The following is an 18,577-nucleotide window of genomic DNA, read 5'->3' as shown; positions in this document are numbered from 1 at the left end:
GTTTGACGGATCATCGCCTCCCGGACGGAGCGCAGGCGTCTGTTCGAAGAAGCGATGATCCGTCTCTACGAGGCCCGCGAAGGAGTTTCGGTCCGGCGCGGGCGCCGTAAAGCGGCAGACCGACGCGCCACATCGATCCTCTTCATGCCCCGCACCCAGCCTCTTCAACCTGACGCGCCACCACAACTCCGCTCTCAATCTCCCTTTCCGCCACTCTCGCAGCACCAAAAAAACTCCCGCGCATTGGCAGCCGTCCGTGCCGCCACCTCCTCCGGTCTCTCCCCCCGTAACTCCGCCAGAACCTCAATCACCATGGGCAGGTAAGCCGGTTCGTTGCGCTCAAAATCCACTCCGACCGGAGCGATGGCCGGACTGTCGGACTCCACCAGTAAGCGCTCTGGTGAAATCCTTACACAGGCGGTACGCGCCTTGCGATTGGCCGTCCTCGTTATGGAAGCGCAAATGGAGATGTGAAAACCCAGTTTCTCAAAAACCGGAACCATCTCATGCGACCCGGCATAGGCGTGCAGCATCATGAATGGCGGCCGTCTTTGCATCTCTCCGACCAGATCCGCCAACCGGCCAAAAGCCTTGCGGCAATGCACCGTCACGGGCCTTCCGTACCGCGCCGCCAGTTCCATCTGGGCCAGAAACACTTCTTCCTGTTCGGCGTCATTGCGTTCCTCCAGGGCGTTGTCCAGCCCGATTTCGCCGACGCCGACAGGGTTGTCCGCTACCAGACCTTCAAGCCGCGCAAGCCAGCCCGATCCGCGCTTGGCCACGTACCAGGGGTGAAGGCCCAAAGATACGCAGATATCCGCATGGCTGCGGCCAAGCCCCAGCACATAATCCCAATCCCCCTCGTGGGTGCCGTTGCAGCACATCATGCGCACCCCGGCTGCTCGGGCCCGGATCAGGGCCGGTTCCAGGGCGTGACGCAAAAAGCCGTCCTGCAGGTGGCAGTGGGCATCGACCAGCCCGGGCGCATCCGAAACATGAAATGAATTTGCCTTGCTCATGCCGAGAATTGTGTCACATGAGTTGACGCCGCCCCCAGGCGTGCGCATGAAAGAGGTTCGAAGTGCAACCTCAAGGAGGATGACATGGAAAGCATATTGTACCTGCTGCTCTTGGTGGGCATATGGGTGGTCTTGATCAAGGTCGTATTCCCCAAAATCGGCATTCACGGCTGAGGACCGGCATCAAAGAGCTGCAGTTGGCAGCCCAAGGACAAAGACAAGTCATGAACCGGACTCGCGCAAGAAGGCCATGATCAGGCCCGTAAACCCGTCCCCCGCGCCGCGATATTCCCAGCCGAGATGGACGGCGCACCGACGGCACATGGCATAACGCCACGCATAACCCGCGAACCAGCTGAAATCATGCGTGAACTCACCTTCAAAGCGGCATCCCGGCGCAACGGCGAAGCAGCCGACTTCGAAGAGGATGCCGGCAGGATTGAACAAGGCATGCACATGCTTGCCGCCCACTGAAATCCGGTCCCGAATCCGGGTCACGGGCTGGCCGCAGGTGCGGCAAAGCAGGGCCCCGCGACCGGACTCGTCCAGCTCGGGGCTATCCAAGTCCGCCAAAACCGGGGATTGGGCGGGGAAATCGCTTTCCCGAAAATACGCGGGAACATCCATTGCAGGCATGCCCCGCCCAGTACCTCAAGACTCTACTGAAAGCAAAGAGGCCCCATGAGCATGATCGCCACCCGCACGGCCCAGGCCGGGCTTGCCGCCCGAATCTTCACGTCCCTGAAAGCGCATCTCGACCCCTCGCTGGCCGTAAAAATTCTGGCCGAAGCCATCCAGACCGACGCCATGGCCGCAGGACAGGCATTTGCCCGTCAGGCTCCCGAAGGGCCAAACCTTGAACACTTCGCAACCGTTCTCGAACGATGGCAGGAGGACAACGCTCTTGTCATTGAAGATGTGAAACTCAGCGACGACACTCTCGCTTTTGTCGTCACGGGCTGCGCCTACGCCCGCGTCTATGAGCAAATGCGCCTTGAGCCTGAACTGGGTTTCATGCTGTCCTGCGCCCGGGACGAGCCTTTCGCCCAGGGCTATAGCCCCTGCCTGAGCATGCAGCGCTCCGAAACCATAATGCAAGGCCGACCCTGCTGCAGATTCACCTTCACGTGGCGGAAATGACGTGAATGTTCGTAAAATATTCTCATCATTTTAGATTGTTACCTATAATACGAACAAACTGACAACCCGTCCCGCTCATCACCCCCCTCAAAGCAGACCGTTGCCATCCAACTGCCACCTTTTCTGGATTGTATATATTTAATATCATTATTTCAGGATATTAGATATATTACAAACATTGCAAACAACAACCCCAACGCGAATCCTCACCCGGACTCTCATTGTGCTGCAAGCTGTTCCCTTGCTGTTCGTAACTTTGAAACTTCTAGTGACACCGGTAGTGGGCTTCTTTTATGAACACCTGCGCAGATCCGACGGACGGAAAAACCGCGCCCTTACCTTAACTTTCTGTTTAATTTCATAATGTTAACTCAATTACAAACAAACCTACAAGCTACTTTCGGCCAGCCTTTTTCCTGTCACCAAGCCTGTTCGTATCGTGTTCAAAAATTGTCCCTGATTGCACGGGCATGTTCTGAACATGTTCTTTTACGCTCAGGCTTGATTATGAACAGCAAACGTAACACGCTGGAATAAAAACGTAAAAAAGGGCCGCTCTTCGCAGGAAGAACGGCCCTTGATTTTGGATTGTCTGGAACTCAAGCCTTGGATTTGACCTCGATGGTCCCGTCACCGGGACGCATGTGCACATCCATCTGCGGGAAGGGAATCTCCACTCCGTGTTCACGAAACTTGGCTTCGATGGCTTCGCGAATCTCCGAGCACGAGGAAAGAGCAAAATCAACGTGCCGCACCCAGAAGCGCAGGATGAAATCCAGGGAACTGGCTCCGAAGTCGTTGAAAATGACCCACGGCTCGGGGCTTGAAAGGACAGCCGGGTGTTCTCGGGCAATCTCCAGCAGGATCTTCTTGACCTGCTGCACATCGGATCCGTAGGCCACGCCCACAAGCACGTCCCGCCTGATGCTCACGTCGTTGCGATGCGTCCAGTTTGTGACCTGGTTGGCGATGAGGGTGGAATTGGGCAGAAAGATCTTGGCATTGTCGAAGGTCTGGACCTCGGTGTTGCGGATGTTGACGCTCATGACCTTGGCCCAGATCCCGTTGACCTCGATGATGTCGCCGGGCTGAATGGCGCGGTCAAAGAGGAGAATGAGACCGCTTATGAAGTTGCTGATGATGGTCTGCATGCCGAAACCGATACCCACCGAAAGACCACCGGCGATGACCGCGAAGTTGGTCAGGCTGATGCCGAGCAGGTTCACGCTGACCAGGCCGAAGAGCAACCACAGACAATAGATGCCGATACGCTGGAGCGACGCCGCCGCGCCGTGATCGATGTTTTTCCAGCGCAGATTCTCGCTGTCCAGGACCGTTTTCCAAGCCAGAGCCAGCGAGCGGACAACCTGGAAGAGCAGCAGGACAACCCCAAGGCGCAGGAAATTGAAGGAGAAATCCCCCCAGTTCAATTCCAGTGTCGACAGTTTTTCATAAACAACGTTGGTGCCAAGATTGATCGAGACCCAGGCCATGATACCGAGCACCACGACCAGCCAGACCAGCAACGTCAGGAAGGTCACGGCCAAATCCGCCACCAGGGCCCTGAAGCCGCCCTTGTCGAGTTTTTCGAACACCACCCGCACCACGCTCGACGCTCCGATCCCCAGTTGCACGGCCAAGGCCAGAACGCCCCACAACGTGCTGGCCAACACGGCCAGATTGCCCCAACCGAGCACGGCCATGGCCACCAGAATCGCCATTGCGTAGGGATGCACCCTGCGGATGAGACGCTCGTAGCGTAGCGAGGGCTGAATCATGCCAAAGAAAAGACTGCTCAAAACCACAAGACCGACCCAGGCGAGGTGCTCCATCCATTGCGGCAGGCGCAACAGATCCAGCACCGCCACGCTGATGGACAGAAAGACCAGCGGCAGCAACGGCTGCAAGCTCTTCTTTTCCAACCTTCCGCGCACGTTGCGAAAAACCCAGGCCAGGGCCTGCACACCCATCAGCATGAGCACATGCGTGGCGGCCAGAAGCAGGGATGTCTGCTTGACCTGCCCGGCCAGGAACGCTGCAAGCAGCGAAAGCGCCAGAGACAGGCAGAGAATGCCGAAAGCCGAAGTCAAACGTCCGCCGGCGTAGGCATTCTGAAACACCCGTTCCAGAAATCTGTAGGCGGCAAAACCGACAAAGACGAAGGGCAGCCAGAACAGCACAAGCATTCCGATCCAATCCCCACGCTCCTGCGCCACGGTGGAATATTGGCTGATGAACAAGATCTTGAGGTTCGAAAACCAGTCCACGAGATCCTTGCGGACGTCCACTCCTGTTGCCGGCAACAGACGAAATTCCTTGGCATCCAGAAATTCAGCCCGCCAGATGAGAGGAAGCTGGGTCTGAAAGTTGCTTACCCATTCAGCGGCTCGGGTCTGAATTTCAGCCATCTGGGTCTGCAATTTCTCCACCCGGTCCTGCAAGTCCGTCACCTTTCGATCCACGGCAGTGACATTCCGGCGCATGGCCTGCACATCATCGCGCACGGCCTTGTCGAGGCCGGTCGCCCATTTGCGATCCAGATCCTCCTGCAGGGTGTCGACAGTGATCGCCTTGGTCCGAACCTCCCTGACCAAAGCCTCAAGCGGCTGCGATTCCTTGGCCAGGGTCAATTGCAGATACGTGGCCTCGGCCAGGGCCACGCGCATGTCGTAAGGATTCGTCTTGACCATGCGCGCCATGACTTCAATGGTCTGCAAACGCGTCCGGGCTGTTTCGAGGGCGGTCTTGAATCCTGCCTCCTGCCTGTCCAGCTCCTGCTGCAACAGGTCCACTTCCCGTTGCAGGCCATCTATTTCCTTGGCCTTGGTTTGAAAAAAGGAAGAGAGCACCGTTACGCTTTCGGAAACCGGCGGCTCCTCTTCGGCCCGGCCGGAGGTGCCAGAACATAAAAGGCTCGCAAGCAGAAGCGTCAAAACCAATATCTTCAATCTCATAGATTCCTCAAACAAAGAGGCCACCCGTTCCCAAGTGGCCTCCTGTGCAGTCTGCCGTCAGGTTTACAGGTATCCCCAGGTCTTGAGCCTGGAATAGGCATGCTGGGCCATTTCGCCCTGGGTCACGACCTTGAGGTAGCGGTGGTATTCCCGGGCCGCATCTTGTTTGTTCTTCATGCCCTCATAGGAAAAACCCTTCATGAAGACCGTCGTCGGATTGCCGGGCAAAACCCGCTCATAGGATGAAAAATCCGCCAGGGCGCTTGCGTAATCCTTGTTCAGGATGGAGGCCACGCCGTGCATGTGATGGGCCTGGGCTTCCGTGGGATAGACCCGTCTCGCCCTGGCAGCGTAATCCGCCGCCGCTTTTGCCTTTTTCTGGGCAATCAGGCACTTGGACATCATGACCAGCCCTGCATAGTCATCTGGAGAAAACTTGAGACCTTCGGCGTACAGCCCTTGGGCGACCGCGTATTCCCTGGCGCCCATGGCCTTGTCCCCTTCCTGAAAACGCTTGAACATGGGCGCGAGCTTGCGCAACCGGGCCGTGGAATCCATGTAGCGTTCCCTGTAAACCGGAAGATTCTGGCTGCCCCCGAAACGGGTGTGCGAACGGGCCACGGCGGTGTCGTAGCGCTCGGTGCTCATGGGATGAGAGGAGAACATGGCTTCGATGGCACTGGGCTGGCTCCTGCCCATGGAACGCAGCACATCCATAAGCCCGACCATGCCTTGGGGGGAATATCCGGCCCCGACCATGTACTCCATGCCCAGATCATCGGCCTGACGCTCATCCTCGCGGCTGTACTTGGCCAGGAAAAGACTTGCGCCGAGCCCGCCCACGGTCCCGGCCAGGTTGCCAAGACTCTGGCTGGCCGAACCCGCGATGAGCGAAGCGCCGCCGACCAGCGCGCCAAGAATCTTGCTCTTGGACATGCGCGCCGCCGTGTGTCTGGCGTTGACGTGCCCGAGCTCATGGCCGATCAGGCCGGCCAGCTCCGCCTCGCTGTCCAGCTCGGCCAGGATGCCGCGCGTAATGGCGATGCTCCCTCCGGGAAAGGCGTAGGCGTTGACATAGGTCGCGTTCACTACATTGAACTTGTAAGGCATGTGCGCGCGATGCGTGACCCTGGCCAGACGGGCGCCCACGCCGCTGACGTAGCCGACCAAGGCCGCGTCCTGACTTATGCCGTAATCGGCTGAAAACTGATGAGGCGCGTTGACCCTGTCGATCTGGACTTCCTCGCCTTCCCCCATGAGCATGAGCTGGCTTTGGCCGGTCACGGGATTGGCCGCGCAGCCCGCCACGGCCGTGGACATGGTGGCCAGGGCGGCAAGTTTGATGAAATCCCGGCGGGTCAGGGTGCCGCGGTAGGCACGATCGTCAAATACAGAGCTCATGTTCGACTCCTTCAATAAAATTCATGCGCAAAGCCTACACCAATGGCCCGCACGCTGACAACCCGCCCGGCCAGGACAACGCCTCATTCCCGGCTCTGACGATCAAGGCCCCTGTAATTGATGGCTTCGGCCAGATGTATGGTCGAAAGATCCCGGTCTCCGGCCAGATCGGCAATGGTGCGGGAGATGCGCAGCACGCGCACAAAGGCCCGCGCCGACATGCCAAGACGCTGCACCGCGCCTTCCAGAAAGTCATGTTCGTTTTCGGTCAGAGGGCAAAACCGCTCCAGCCATTTGCCCGTGAGTTCCGAATTCGAGGAGAAATGCAGACCCGCGTAGCGCTCCTGCTGCACCTGCCGGGCGGCGTTGATGCGCTCCTGCATGACGGCGGAGCTGATGCTGCCCTGTTCCTGCTTCAGGTCACGGTATGGAACGGCCGGGACCTCGACGTGCAGATCGATGCGATCCAAAAGCGGACCAGAGAGGCGGGAACGGTAGCGCTGGATCTGCATGGGCGTGCAGGAACAGTGGTGCTTCTCATCGCCCAGATAGCCGCACGGGCAAGGGTTCATGGCCGCCACGAGCATGACGTCGCCGGGGTATTCAAGCGACACGGCGGCGCGTGAGATGGTCACGCGGCCCTCTTCCAGGGGCTGGCGCAGCACTTCGAGGACGTGCTTCTTGAACTCCGGGAGTTCGTCCAGAAACAGCACGCCCCGATGGGCCAGGGACAGCTCTCCGGGACGAGGATATTGTCCGCCGCCGATAAGCCCCGCGTCGGAAATGGTGTGATGCGGCGACCTGAAAGGGCGGGTCACCACCAACGGCTGATCCGGAGGCAGCTTCCCGGCCACGGAATAGACCTTGGTGACTTCCAGGGCCTCGTCGAAACCGAGCGGCGGCAGGACGGTCGGGATGCGGCTTGAGAGCATGGTCTTGCCGCTGCCAGGAGGGCCTATGAAAAGCATGTTGTGCGAGCCTGCACAGGCGATCTCTATGGCCCGCTTGGCCCGCTCCTGGCCCTTGACCTCCGAGAAGTCCCGCCGGAACTGTTCCTGCTCGCCCCACAGCCCCGCAACGTCGCAGACCAAAGGATCGATATCCTCTTCGCCGAGCACGAAACGCACAACCTGGGCCAGACTTCTGCACCCGTACACCGGCAAACCCTGCACCACGGCGGCCTCCCTGCCGTTGGCCTCGGGCACGATCATGCCCCGGGCGCCGGCTTCGCGGGCCCGGAGTGCCAGGGGCAAGGCGCCCGGCACGGGTTTGAGTTCCCCGGAAAGTGAAAGCTCCCCGGCCAGATAGAGGCCGGAGAGCTTTTCCCCGGGGATGACTTCGGCCCCGGCCAAAAGGCCAAGGGCCAGGGGGAGGTCGTAGCCCGAGCCCTCCTTGCGGATGTCGGCAGGGGCGATGTTCACCGTGATGCGGCTGGGCGGCAGCTTGAAGCCCGAATTCTTGAGCGCCGAAAAAACGCGCTCCTTGGCCTCGCGCACCGCGCCTTCGGCCAGCCCGACCATGATGAAGGCAGGCATGCCCGAACGCGCCAGGTCCACCTCTAGCTCGATGGAGAATCCGTCGATTCCCAGCAAGGCGGCGGTAGAGACCTTGGCGATCATGCCTATTCCACCAGCTGCCCGATGCGTTCCCAGCGGATGTCGGTCAGGCTGGCCCAGGACCAGTAAAGGATGAGCGCCTTGCCTTCGATGGTGTTGCGCTCGACAAAACCCCAGAAACGCGAATCGTAGGATTCGTCGCGGTTGTCGCCCATGACGAAGTATTTGTTCTCGGGCACCATGACCGGTCCGAAATTGTCCCGCCGGGGCACGGACGTCGAGGTGTCGACATGCTGGATGTAGGGCTCCTGAAGTTCCACGCCGTTGCGAAAGACCTTCTTTTCCCGGACCTCGATGACGTCGCCCGGCAGGCCTATGACCCGCTTGATGAAGTCCTTGGAAGGATCCTCGGGAAACTCAAACACGATGATGTCCCCGTGCTCGGGGCCTTCGCGCTCGATGATCATGGTGTTGGTGAAGGGAATTTTCACGCCGTATGCGAACTTGGTGACCAGCAGATGGTCGCCGATCTGCAAGGTCTGGAGCATGGATCCGGACGGAATCTTGAACGCCTGGACTACGAAAGAACGAATGAAGAACGCCAGGATGAGCGCCACGATGAGGGCTTCGGCGTATTCCTTGAGCATTGTCTGCCAACGAGGGTTCATGTGTTTACCTGCCTGATACGTAATCTGCCAATGCAGTTGTTATCGAAAGTAAGAATCTATTCGTCCGACTGGAGGGCAGCCAGGAATGCTTCCTGCGGAATCTCCACGCTGCCCATGCGCTTCATGCGCTTTTTGCCTTCTTTCTGTTTTTCCAGGAGCTTGCGCTTTCTGGTAATGTCACCGCCGTAACATTTGGCCGTGACGTTCTTGCGCATGGGCGAAACTCGCTCACGCGCGATGATCTTGCTGCCCACGGCCGCCTGGATGATGATCTCGAATAGCTGGCGGTGGATGACCCGCTTGAGCTTCAGCGCCAGGGCGCGGCCCCGGTACGCCGCGTTGGAGCGGTGCACGATGACGGCCATGGCGTCCACGGGTTCGCTGTTGATGAGCACATCCAGCTTGACCAGATCGGCCACCCGGTAGTCAATGACCTCGTAGTCCAGGGAGGCGAAGCCCTTGGTCACCGACTTGAGGCGGTCGAAGAAGTCATAGACGATCTCCGAGAAGGGCAGCTCGTAGCTGATGACCACGCGGGTGGACGTCATGTAGCGCATGTCCTTCTGGATGCCGCGCTTCTCCTCGCAAAGGCCCAGCACGTTGCCGACATAATCGTTCGGGACGTGAATCTCCATGCGGACAAAGGGTTCGGCAATGGACTGGATCTTCTCCTGCGGCGGCAGGTTGCTCGGATTGTCGATGTCAAAGGTCACGCCGTCAATACGGGTCACTCGGTAGATGACCGAAGGAGCCGTGGCGATGAGCTTGGCCTGAAACTCGCGCTCAAGCCGTTCCTGGATGACCTCCATGTGCAGGAGCCCCAGAAACCCGCAACGGAACCCGAATCCGAGCGCCTGCGAGGTCTCGGGCTCGTAGTACAGGGCGGCGTCGTTGAGTTGCAGCTTCTCCAGCGCGGACTTCAGGGTGTCGTATTCCGCCGGCTCCACAGGATAGAGACCACAGAAAACCATGGGCTTGATGGTCTTGAATCCGGGGAAAGGGGAGGCCGTGGGATTGTCGGGGTCGGTGATGGTATCGCCGACCTGGGCATCTTTAAGCTCCTTGATGGCTCCGCACATGAAGCCGACCTCGCCCGCCGCGAGCTGTTTTATGTCCGTGGGCTCCGGCGAAAAAACGCCGAGCTTGGTGACCTCGAACTTCTTGCCCGTGGCGCACATCTGCACGCGCTGCCCGGTCTTGATCCGCCCTTCCAGAATCCTGAAAAGCACGACCACGCCCTGATACGAATCGTACCAGGAGTCGAAGATCAGGGCCTTGAGCGGCGCGTCAGTGTCGCCTTTCGGCGGTGGTACCCGTTCGACAAGACGTTCGAGCAGGTCTTCCACGCCAAGCCCGGACTTGGCCGAAACCTTGATGATGTCGGTGCAATCGATGCCGATGACTTCCTCGATCTCCTCAGCCACCCGTTCGGGTTCGGCGCTGGGCAGATCGATCTTGTTCAGGACCGGCAGCACTTCGAGGTCATTGTCCAGGGCCATGTAGACGTTGGCCAGGGTCTGGGCTTCCACGCCCTGGGTGGCGTCGACAACCAGCAGCGCCCCGTCGCACGCGGCCAGACTGCGCGAAACCTCATAGGAAAAGTCGACATGACCGGGCGTGTCGATGAGATTGAGGATATAGTTGCGGCCATCTTTCGCCTTGTACGGAATGCGTACGCTCTGGGCCTTGATGGTGATGCCGCGCTCCTGTTCCAGCTCCATGCGATCCAGATACTGATCCTTTTTCTGGCGATCGGAGATAAGCCCCGTCTTTTCCATGATCCGGTCGGCCAGGGTGGACTTTCCGTGATCTATGTGGGCTATAATACTGAAATTTCTGATATTTTCTTGTGTAGCCATATGTCCTGTGTTGGGAGAGAGACTTGCGTTCGTTACGGGTAAAACGTTTATTGATATTTGATTTTCTTTGGGATGTCCATTGAACGCAAGGTGGGGAAAAATTCGGAGAGAAGCAACAAAAGGCAATAGATTCAGTCGCTTGAAATATGGAGGCACAAGCAAAAACAAGCCCGCTCCAAGGCCGGCATCGAAAGCGGGGACAGCGCTTGAGAACTTTTGAAATCAAGGATATATGATCGTTTTCCCACTACCTGCGACCAGGCTGGCGCCATGTCCAAACTCAAAGCGTTGCTTCTTCACCCGGATCCCGAAGTCAGGTCTCAATTGCGAGACATGCTCTCTCCTGTCAAGGAGATTGCCGTGCTCGGGGAGGCCGTGTCCTCGTTCGAGGCCCTGGAGATGCTGGCTTTCATTCCCTACGATGTCTTTTTCATGGGCACCGATCTCCCGCATGGAGTCAGCGGCATGGAACTGGCCGCGCATCTGGCCCAGGGCGACGACCCGCCCGCGCTCATTTTTCTGGCCACGGAAGAGGATCAGGCCTTCACCGCCTTCGAACTCGGCGCCGCCGACTACCTGCTCTGGCCCGCCAACGCGAACCGCTTCGCGCGCTCCATCGAGCGCCTGCGCCCGCTGCTTCCGCGCAAGAAGGCATCGCCGCCGACCCAGCCCCTGCAGGCCCGTCAGCACATAAGTGAAGAGACCGTGCAATTGTCCATGGGCGACGACGAGGAAGAGGTCTTCGTCAACGCCCTGCGCCAGGCGTGGGACATGAGCCGGGAGCGCTCTCCGGAGATCGAGAAGCTGCCGGTCAATCAGGAGGGTCGCCACATCCTCATTCCCTACACGCAGATCGTGTATGTGGAAGCCTACGAGGACTACAGCTTCGTGCACACGGCCCAGGACCGCTTCCTGACATCCTACCGTCTCAAGAACCTGGAAGCGCGCCTGCGGCCACATCGATTCTGCCGGGTACACCGCAAGTATCTGGTCAACCTGGACATGGTCACGGAGATCGCATCCATGCCCGGCGGCAATTTCATGCTGCGCACGGCCGGGCGCAAGAAGATCGAGCTTCCGGTCAGCAGGCGGCGCATCGGTGAACTGAAGAAAATTTTGCAGCTCTAGCGGCGCTTACCTGCCCCAAAAGGCCACTAGCCGAGAATGGGCTTTCCCCGAATACTAAAACGAGTACACAATATGGAACGACGCACCGGCATGAAACGCGGCCTGCCGCGCAAGGAGAACGCCATGAAAGAAACCGACATGGCCTATGGCGAAGAACTCGTCTTCCGCCCCCTGCCCCAACTGGTCATCGAGGCCAATGTCAATCCGCAGGAATTTGCCACGGCCCAGGCATCGGCCAAGGCCGACAACCTGGGGTATTGGGAAGACGCGGCCCAGGAGCTGGACTGGTTCAACAAGTGGGATGTGGTTCTGGATGACTCCGAGGCCCCTCGCTACCAGTGGTTCAAGGGCGCCCAGTGCAACATCGTGTACAACGCCCTCGACCGGCACATCGCCACGGCCAACAAGAACAAGCTGGCCTTGATCTGGGAAGGCGAGGCCGGAGACACCAAAAAATACACCTATTATGAACTCTACCGCGAGGTGAACAAGCTGGCCAACGCCATGCGTTCACTGGGCCTTGGCAAGGGCGATCGGGTGGTGCTCTACATGCCGCTCATCCCCCAGACCATGATGGCCATGCTCGCCTGCGCCAAGATCGGGGCCGTGCATTGCGCGGTCTTCGCCGGCTTTTCGGCCAAGGCCCTGCGCCAGCGCATCACCGAGGTCGAGGCCAAGCTGGTCGTCACGGCCGACGGGTTCTACCGCAACGGGCGCATCGTCAACCTCAAAGCCACCGTGGACGAGGCGCTGGTGGGCGGGTGCGACTGCGTGGAGACCGTGGTCGTGGTCAACCGCGCCAAGCTGGACGTGGACATGGGCGAGGCCCGCGACATCTGGTACGACGCCCTGGTCCGCCAGGAGCGCTCCGACGCGGCCACGGAGATCATGAACTCCGATGATCCGCTCTTCATCCTGCACACCTCCGGGACCACGGGTGAGCCCAAGGGCATCGTGCACGGCCACGCCGGATACATGGTCGGACTGCACCGCTCGCTGGACTGGGTCTTCGACATCAAGCCCACGGACATCTTCTGGTGCACCGGCGACATGGGCTGGATCACCGGCCACAGCTACGTGGTCTATGGCCCGCTCATCGCCGGGACGACCACGGTCATGTACGAAGGGCATCCCCTCTATCCCCAGGCCGACCGCATGTGGGACATCGTGGCCCGTTACGGCGTGACCATCCTGTACACCGCGCCCACGGTCATCCGCATGCTCATGCGCTACGGCAACCAGTATCCGCGCATGCACGACCTCTCGACCCTGCGCCTCCTGGCCAGCGTGGGCGAACCCATTTCACCCGACACGTGGCTCTGGTTCTACAAATTCATCGGCCACTCCCAATGCCCCATCCTCGACACCTGGTGGCAGACCGAAACCGGCGGATGCATGATCAGCCCCTTTCCGGTCTCGGTCCTGAAACCGGGCTCCGTGCACCGCCCCATGCCCGGCATAGAGGTGGACATCGTCGATGAGGACGGCAATCCCGTGGAAGCCGGAGTCGCGGGCAATCTCATCGTGACCAAACCCTGGCCGTCCATGCTGCTTGATATTTTCGGCAAGCCCGAACTCCGCGACGCGACCTACTGGCCCCTGGGTCCCGGCAAATACTGGGCGGGCGATATCGCCACCCGCGACGAAGACGGCCTGATCTGGATCCACGGCCGCTCCGACGACGTCATGAACATAGCCGGGCACCGCATCGGCAACGTCGAACTCGAAAACGCCTTCCTGACCCACAAGGCCGTAGCCGATGCGGCCGTGATCGGCATCCCGGACAAGATAAAGGGGGAGGTGGCCAAGGCCTACATCGTGCTGCAGGCGGAATTCGCGGCCCTGGACGACCGCAACGAGATCATCCGCATGCTCAAGACCCATATCCGCAAGGAAGTGGGTCCCGTGGCCGTGATCCGGTCCATGGAATTCGTGGAGACCCTGCCCCGGACCAGCAGCGGCAAGATCGTGCGCCGGGTCTTGAAGGCCAGGGAGGCCGGGGTTCAGGTAGATCTGACGGCAGTCGTGGAAGACTAGGCCGCACAGAAGGTCATGGTCGAAGCGCTCATTCCAAAGCACGGCGGGTAGCGAAGCCTCAAAAATTTTCAGGTAGCGCTACTGGCCTACGACGTGACAGTGCTATTCTGTGAAAAATTCGTGGCCAAACGCAGCCGCACCCACGACCAGATGGTCCAGGCCGCACGCTCCGGCGTCCAGAACATCGCCGAAGGCAGCCAGGCATCGGGCACGTCGAAAAAGATGGAGCTCAAGCTCACCAACGTGGCCCGTGCCAGCCTGGAAGAGTTGCGCCTGGACTATGAAGATTTCCTGCGCCAGCGCGGTTTGCCACTGCTGGAACCTGAGCATCCGTCGCTGAAGCGATTCAAAGAGAAGCGCTGCGCGAAGCTGGATGATGTTCGGCGGTGGGTGAAAGAAGAAACAGAAAGGCAGAAAGCGGTGGGCGAACACGGACTTTCAAGGACCGCCACGGACAAAGCACAAAACATCCAGTCAGGTCCGGGGTCCGTGCCCGTCCGTGTCAGTCAGTGCCAGTCCACCACACCCTTCAGCCCTCTTTCCCCCGAAACCCTGGCCGCCAACGCCGCCCTTTCCCTCCTGAACCTGGCCTGCCATCTCCTGGATCGACAGCTTGCTGCCCAGGCTAAGGCCTTTATTCAAGAGGGCGGCTTCACCGAGCGGTTGCACCGCGTCCGATCACGGCAGCGCAGTTCCAAATAACAAACCTACCCCAACCCGCCCCTTAGCAGATCGGCATAAAGCCGAGCCTGAATATATTGGGCCAGGGCGGACACCGCGCGGTCGCAGACCGGGAAAACAGGCACGCCCTCGGCCATGAGCACGTCGCGCAATGCGTCATAGAGGCGACCGCCGTCGATGACGCCGATGATGGGCTTGTCGCTCTGCCGGACCACTTCCGGCAGCAAGCGTGCAATGCTGCCTTCGGCGTGCAGGTCAAAAACCGCGACATCGGTATCGGCCAGCGTGTGCATGGCCGGGGAAAGCGGGTCCAGACCCAGAACCACGGCGTCCACACCAGTATCGGCGGCCAGGATGGCGGCAATGCGGGCGTGGGCGTCATCGTCGGCGGCGGGGTTGATGTCCAGCGGGTTGACGATGCTGACCAGTGCGTCCAGCCGCTTCTCCCGCAACACCCCGGCGATCTCCTCCACGCTTTCCGGGGCGAATGGCGCAAGCTGCATGGAATAATCGTCGCTCTGGATGGAATCTGCCATGCCCACCGCCTCGAATCCCGCGCCGCTCACGGCCGCCAGCCGATTGCCCCGGATCTTCTTGCCGTTCAGGGTTTCAGCCAGCAGAAAAAGATCCTGAAACTGGTTGAAATTCTGGGCCACGATGGCTCCGGCCTGGCGCACGCAGCTCTCGCAGACCATGAAGTCCCCGGCCAGTGAAGCGGTGTGCCCGCTGGTGGCGGACTTGCCTTCGGGTGTACGGCCCGCCTTGTAGAAGACCACCTCCTTGCCTGCCATGACCGCCTCACGCACGGCCCGGCAAAAAGCCAGCCCGTCAAGATCGCTGAAGCCTTCGGCATAGACCGCGATGACATCCACCTGATCCGAATCCTTGAAATAGCTGACCATGTCGCCAAGGGTCAGATCGGTCTGGTTCCCCATGGAAATCATGTAGGCTGGCACCAGTTCCGGGCACTGACTGCTGCGATGCAGCATGAAAGCTCCGCTCTGACTGACCAGGGCCGCGCGGCGATAAGGCTTGCCCCGGTCGCGGGGCAATTTCTCCTCGGGGATGAACCAGGTGTCGTAGCGCCCGGGGCGGGAGACCACGCCCATGCAGTTGGCTCCGAGGAAAATCGGCCCGCCGTCGCCTTCCCCGTGGGCCTGATTGATCCGCGCCACCACCTGCGCGGCCCGCTCACGACTGTCCTCGGTCTCGCCCATGCCGCCGGGAATGAGCATGACCGCGTGGGCCACGTCCCTGCTGATGATTTCCTCCACCAGATCAGGCACCTGAGCCGCGCCGACGGCCACGACCAAAAGATCGAGCTTGTGCGGCAGCGCGGCCAGATCAGGCACGCACCGCACCCCGCTCTGATCCGGGGCACCTTCGCGCAGGATGGTCACGTTTTCCGGGGCAAAGCCCTGGGCCAGGATGTTTTCCACAATGATGCGCCCGAAATTTCTCCGCGAAGCCGAAACCCCGACAATGCCGATGCGCTCCGGGTGCAGCAGCTTGTGGATCTTGCCCACCGGCCGACATGCGGGTTGCGGCTCGGGCAGGGAAAAACGGCACATGCCGTCCAGAGGTACCATCAGATAATCGGTGAAGGCGAAGGGATTGACCTCCAGTTCCTCGATGATGAAGGGCGCATCCGGATTGTCCGGCGAATAAAAATTGGCCATGCCCACGAAACTTTCAAAGCACTCGATGAGCTGCTCGTCAGTGACGATGCGGCGCTGCCCCCGGGTCAGGCCGGCCAATTTCTTGTAGGAGATGGTCTGGCGGAAAAGTTCGAAAAATGTCTGTCCATCGATCATGGCCGTGGACGCCGCCACAATGGCCTGCCCCTTGCGAAAGCGCTGGGCGTAAAGCTCGGTGTCGGTCCCGCCGAGCCCGGCGCTTAAAACCATGCCGAACTCACGCGTCCGCCGCAGGCCCACGATGAGCTCATGGCCAAAGGTGTCGGAGTCCGGAGGCATGAACTGCACCTGCAACACACCCTTCAAATCCCGGCTGATGGCGGCGACCAGAGCCTGCCCGCCAAGTCCCCGGTAGGAGGGCGGCGCGGCGTCAGGATTGCGCCCGATCCAGGCTGCATAGTTCTCGGGCACCTCATAGAGCATGCGCCGCTGAGCCGACCGAACCCCCTGCGCCGTCTTACCCACAATCCGCACCCCGCCGACCTCGGTCTTGTGCACGATGGTCGGGGAAACGATCTTGAGCACCGCCTTGTCCCCGGGAATGGCTATCAACTCCTCATCCGAAACCCGCGCCCCGCGAACAAGCAAATGGGCCCGAGGAGGAGTCTCGGCGCCGGATTTGGAGAGAAGTGTGTAGACTTCGTATTCGTAGAGAAAGTTTCGGAATTCGGCGTGGGCTTGTTGGAGGAGGGTGGTGATGGCTTCAAAGTCAATAAAAGCATAAGTTTGCATTGACAATCTCTATCTCAAACAGTGTCATGAAAACACTTACAGAGCTACTACAAGGTATCATGTAAACACAAAGATTATTGCATTTTTAAAAAAATAACCCCCTCCTGCAGATAGGAGAGGGTTATCAAACCACTCTTAGCCCGAAACAAACATCAATCTACAATAAAAATCAAAAAAACTACTTGGCTTCACACTCAATCGTGGCCGTTGCATTTTTATAAGTACCATTAAGTTCGTATCCACTATCTGTATTAGCTTTCACAATAAGAAAATTAAAATCTTGTATTTCGCCATCGTCATCAATCGTAACTAAATTTTGCTGATTAAAACCATCAATAGTACAGTTCGCAACACGCTGAGCGCTATCCTCAGTATATTCAGCAGCAAGTTCCGTCATGCAAACCTTGACAGAACCAACACATGCCTTTTCTGCCGCATTTTTCTTATACTTCGTAAACTGCGGAATCGCAATCGCGGCCAAGATACCGATAATCGCCACAACGATCAAAAGTTCGACCAAGGTGAAGCCTTTTTCATTTTTTCTGAACCGGTTCATACAATCCTCCAATAAAGTTGGGTTGAGATATCCATGCTTGTAGTGGGCTACTATCATTATCCGTGCCAAGGTGTCATTTCTTTTGTTTTGGGTTGGGCGGCGGTCTGGCGCAGAGTTATCCCTGCGGGGGCGGGCCAAGTTGGGTTTTGGCAGGAAACTCCTTTTTTTCATGATGTTGGGAAAGGCATGGATCCCCGCCTTCGCGGGGATGACCGGGGTGTGGCGGGGGGATCTTTTTTGTTGCGGATGGATAATTATCTGTGTTCGTGGTGACCGGAGCAAGAAAAATTATGTTGATTCATGGCACGGGTGACAAAATTTGTCAGTTCGGACCCATTTTTGGGCCAAGTTCGTCAATTACGGTTCAATGCGCGAAGATGGGGGGGGCATCCTGCGGGCCGGGTCATCGGCAGAGAGGTATAACCTAGGCAGCGTGCTTGACGGCGCGACGGGTCCGAAAAAACCGCAGACCACAAACCGATACAGTCATCGCAATTCGTTTTGGAGCTCACTGGGAGAAAGGATGATCACTTCGGGTACGAGGCCCTTGAGTTTCAGTAGATGCCTATCCCCGGAAACAAGAAACTCGGCTCCCGCCTGTCTGGCCAGGTGAATGAAGACAGCGTCGTCTCTGTCACGCAAGAATTCCAGCTCATCAACGGGCACGAAGAGCTTTACCATTCTCGCCCAGGGCAGAAATTCCCCGAGCAGACTTTCGATCTCTTTCTTCTCCAGCCGGAACTTGGGGTAGGCGAGCACACGCATCAACTCCCGGATCGTTTCTCCGCACACAACGGGAACAATAACTCCCCTCTGCCAGCTCAACCGCAACCAGCTCAGCCTTCCGGAAGAAAAGATAAGCGCGGATACGAGACAATTGGTGTCCAAAACGACACCAAGCCCCTTCATGCGCGTTCCTGACGCGCCCAAGCAACGGCATCCTCTACATCAGTCTCGGAAATTCCCAGGGCGGCGAGCTTGTTGCGCACCAGATCCGCCGGCTGCACCCTCATAGGCGTGAGCATTATGCGCCCATTTTCAATCTGCACTTCAAAATATTGTGTCGGCTCAACCTGTTGCACAATTGCCTTGGGCAAAGTGATCTGATTTTTGCTGGTCAGTTTAGCAAGCATGATCGCCTCCTTTTTA

The 18,577-nt window shown here is 58.9% G+C and carries 15 protein-coding genes; 4 read left to right on the top strand and 11 right to left on the bottom strand.

Going from position 1 to position 18,577, the window contains the following annotated elements; all coding sequences use genetic code 11:
• Positions 1-194 precede the first annotated feature (194 nt).
• Positions 195-1,019, bottom strand: coding sequence for a TatD family hydrolase (locus BMZ24_RS05085; RefSeq protein WP_161949040.1), 825 nt, complete (start codon positions 1,017-1,019; stop codon positions 195-197).
• Positions 1,020-1,241: 222 nt separating this feature from the next.
• Positions 1,242-1,655, bottom strand: a complete 414-nt coding sequence (locus tag BMZ24_RS05080) for a cereblon family protein (RefSeq protein ID WP_143077836.1) — start codon at positions 1,653-1,655, stop codon at positions 1,242-1,244.
• A 45-nt stretch (positions 1,656-1,700) separates the two neighbouring features.
• Between BMZ24_RS05080 and BMZ24_RS05075 the strand changes: the two genes are divergently transcribed.
• Positions 1,701-2,159, top strand: coding sequence for an L-2-amino-thiazoline-4-carboxylic acid hydrolase (locus BMZ24_RS05075; protein ID WP_092189942.1), 459 nt, complete (start codon positions 1,701-1,703; stop codon positions 2,157-2,159).
• 599 nt (positions 2,160-2,758) lie between these two features.
• Here the strand turns inward: BMZ24_RS05075 and BMZ24_RS05070 are convergent.
• The 5 genes from BMZ24_RS05070 to lepA form a co-directional block, all read right to left on the bottom strand.
• Positions 2,759-5,113 (bottom strand): mechanosensitive ion channel family protein, encoded by a 2,355-nt coding sequence (locus BMZ24_RS05070; RefSeq protein ID WP_092189940.1) that lies wholly within the window; start codon positions 5,111-5,113, stop codon positions 2,759-2,761.
• Positions 5,114-5,176: 63 nt separating this feature from the next.
• Positions 5,177-6,514 carry a M48 family metalloprotease gene (locus tag BMZ24_RS05065; RefSeq protein ID WP_092189938.1) on the bottom strand — a complete coding sequence of 446 codons (1,338 nt, stop codon included), beginning with the start codon at positions 6,512-6,514 and terminating at the stop codon, positions 5,177-5,179.
• An 83-nt stretch (positions 6,515-6,597) separates the two neighbouring features.
• Positions 6,598-8,133 (bottom strand): YifB family Mg chelatase-like AAA ATPase, encoded by a 1,536-nt coding sequence (locus BMZ24_RS05060; RefSeq protein ID WP_092189936.1) that lies wholly within the window; start codon positions 8,131-8,133, stop codon positions 6,598-6,600.
• 2 nt (positions 8,134-8,135) lie between these two features.
• Positions 8,136-8,738 carry a signal peptidase I gene (lepB, locus tag BMZ24_RS05055; protein ID WP_092189934.1) on the bottom strand — a complete coding sequence of 201 codons (603 nt, stop codon included), beginning with the start codon at positions 8,736-8,738 and terminating at the stop codon, positions 8,136-8,138.
• Positions 8,739-8,794: 56 nt separating this feature from the next.
• A complete protein-coding gene (lepA, locus tag BMZ24_RS05050) occupies positions 8,795-10,597 on the bottom strand; it encodes a translation elongation factor 4 (RefSeq protein WP_092189932.1) in 1,803 nt (600 codons plus the stop codon).
• 270 nt (positions 10,598-10,867) lie between these two features.
• Here lepA and BMZ24_RS05045 point away from each other — a divergent pair, with 270 nt between their 5' ends.
• The 3 genes from BMZ24_RS05045 to BMZ24_RS05035 all read left to right on the top strand — a co-directional run bounded on the left by BMZ24_RS05045 (position 10,868) and on the right by BMZ24_RS05035 (position 14,464).
• Positions 10,868-11,725 (top strand): LytR/AlgR family response regulator transcription factor, encoded by an 858-nt coding sequence (locus BMZ24_RS05045; protein WP_092189930.1) that lies wholly within the window; start codon positions 10,868-10,870, stop codon positions 11,723-11,725.
• Between the two features lie 90 nt (positions 11,726-11,815).
• Positions 11,816-13,762 carry an acetate--CoA ligase gene (gene acs, locus BMZ24_RS05040; RefSeq protein WP_092190228.1) on the top strand — a complete coding sequence of 649 codons (1,947 nt, stop codon included), beginning with the start codon at positions 11,816-11,818 and terminating at the stop codon, positions 13,760-13,762.
• Positions 13,763-13,882: 120 nt separating this feature from the next.
• Positions 13,883-14,464, top strand: a complete 582-nt coding sequence (locus BMZ24_RS05035; RefSeq protein WP_244150284.1) for a four helix bundle suffix domain-containing protein — start codon at positions 13,883-13,885, stop codon at positions 14,462-14,464.
• Positions 14,465-14,469: 5 nt separating this feature from the next.
• On the opposite strand, the gene BMZ24_RS05030 is transcribed toward BMZ24_RS05035, so the two are convergent.
• The 4 genes from BMZ24_RS05030 to BMZ24_RS05015 all read right to left on the bottom strand — a co-directional run bounded on the left by BMZ24_RS05030 (position 14,470) and on the right by BMZ24_RS05015 (position 18,561).
• On the bottom strand, positions 14,470-16,872 hold the full coding sequence (locus tag BMZ24_RS05030; protein WP_092189928.1) for an acetate--CoA ligase family protein: 2,403 nt from the start codon (positions 16,870-16,872) through the stop codon (positions 14,470-14,472).
• Positions 16,873-17,050: 178 nt separating this feature from the next.
• Positions 17,051-17,428, bottom strand: a complete 378-nt coding sequence (locus BMZ24_RS20345; protein ID WP_279625510.1) for a prepilin-type N-terminal cleavage/methylation domain-containing protein — start codon at positions 17,426-17,428, stop codon at positions 17,051-17,053.
• Between the two features lie 486 nt (positions 17,429-17,914).
• Positions 17,915-18,337 carry a putative toxin-antitoxin system toxin component, PIN family gene (locus BMZ24_RS05020; RefSeq protein ID WP_092189926.1) on the bottom strand — a complete coding sequence of 141 codons (423 nt, stop codon included), beginning with the start codon at positions 18,335-18,337 and terminating at the stop codon, positions 17,915-17,917.
• Entirely contained in the window at positions 18,334-18,561 is a 228-nt protein-coding gene (locus BMZ24_RS05015; RefSeq protein ID WP_092189924.1) for an AbrB/MazE/SpoVT family DNA-binding domain-containing protein, read from the bottom strand. Before BMZ24_RS05015 ends, BMZ24_RS05020 begins: the two co-directional genes overlap by 4 nt.
• Positions 18,562-18,577 lie beyond the last annotated feature (16 nt).

It is taken from the genome of Desulfomicrobium norvegicum (genome assembly GCF_900114595.1).
GTDB lineage: Bacteria > Desulfobacterota > Desulfovibrionia > Desulfovibrionales > Desulfomicrobiaceae > Desulfomicrobium > Desulfomicrobium macestii.
Note: the sequence above shows the minus strand (reverse complement) of the source record. Positions and strands in the feature narration are given on the sequence as shown.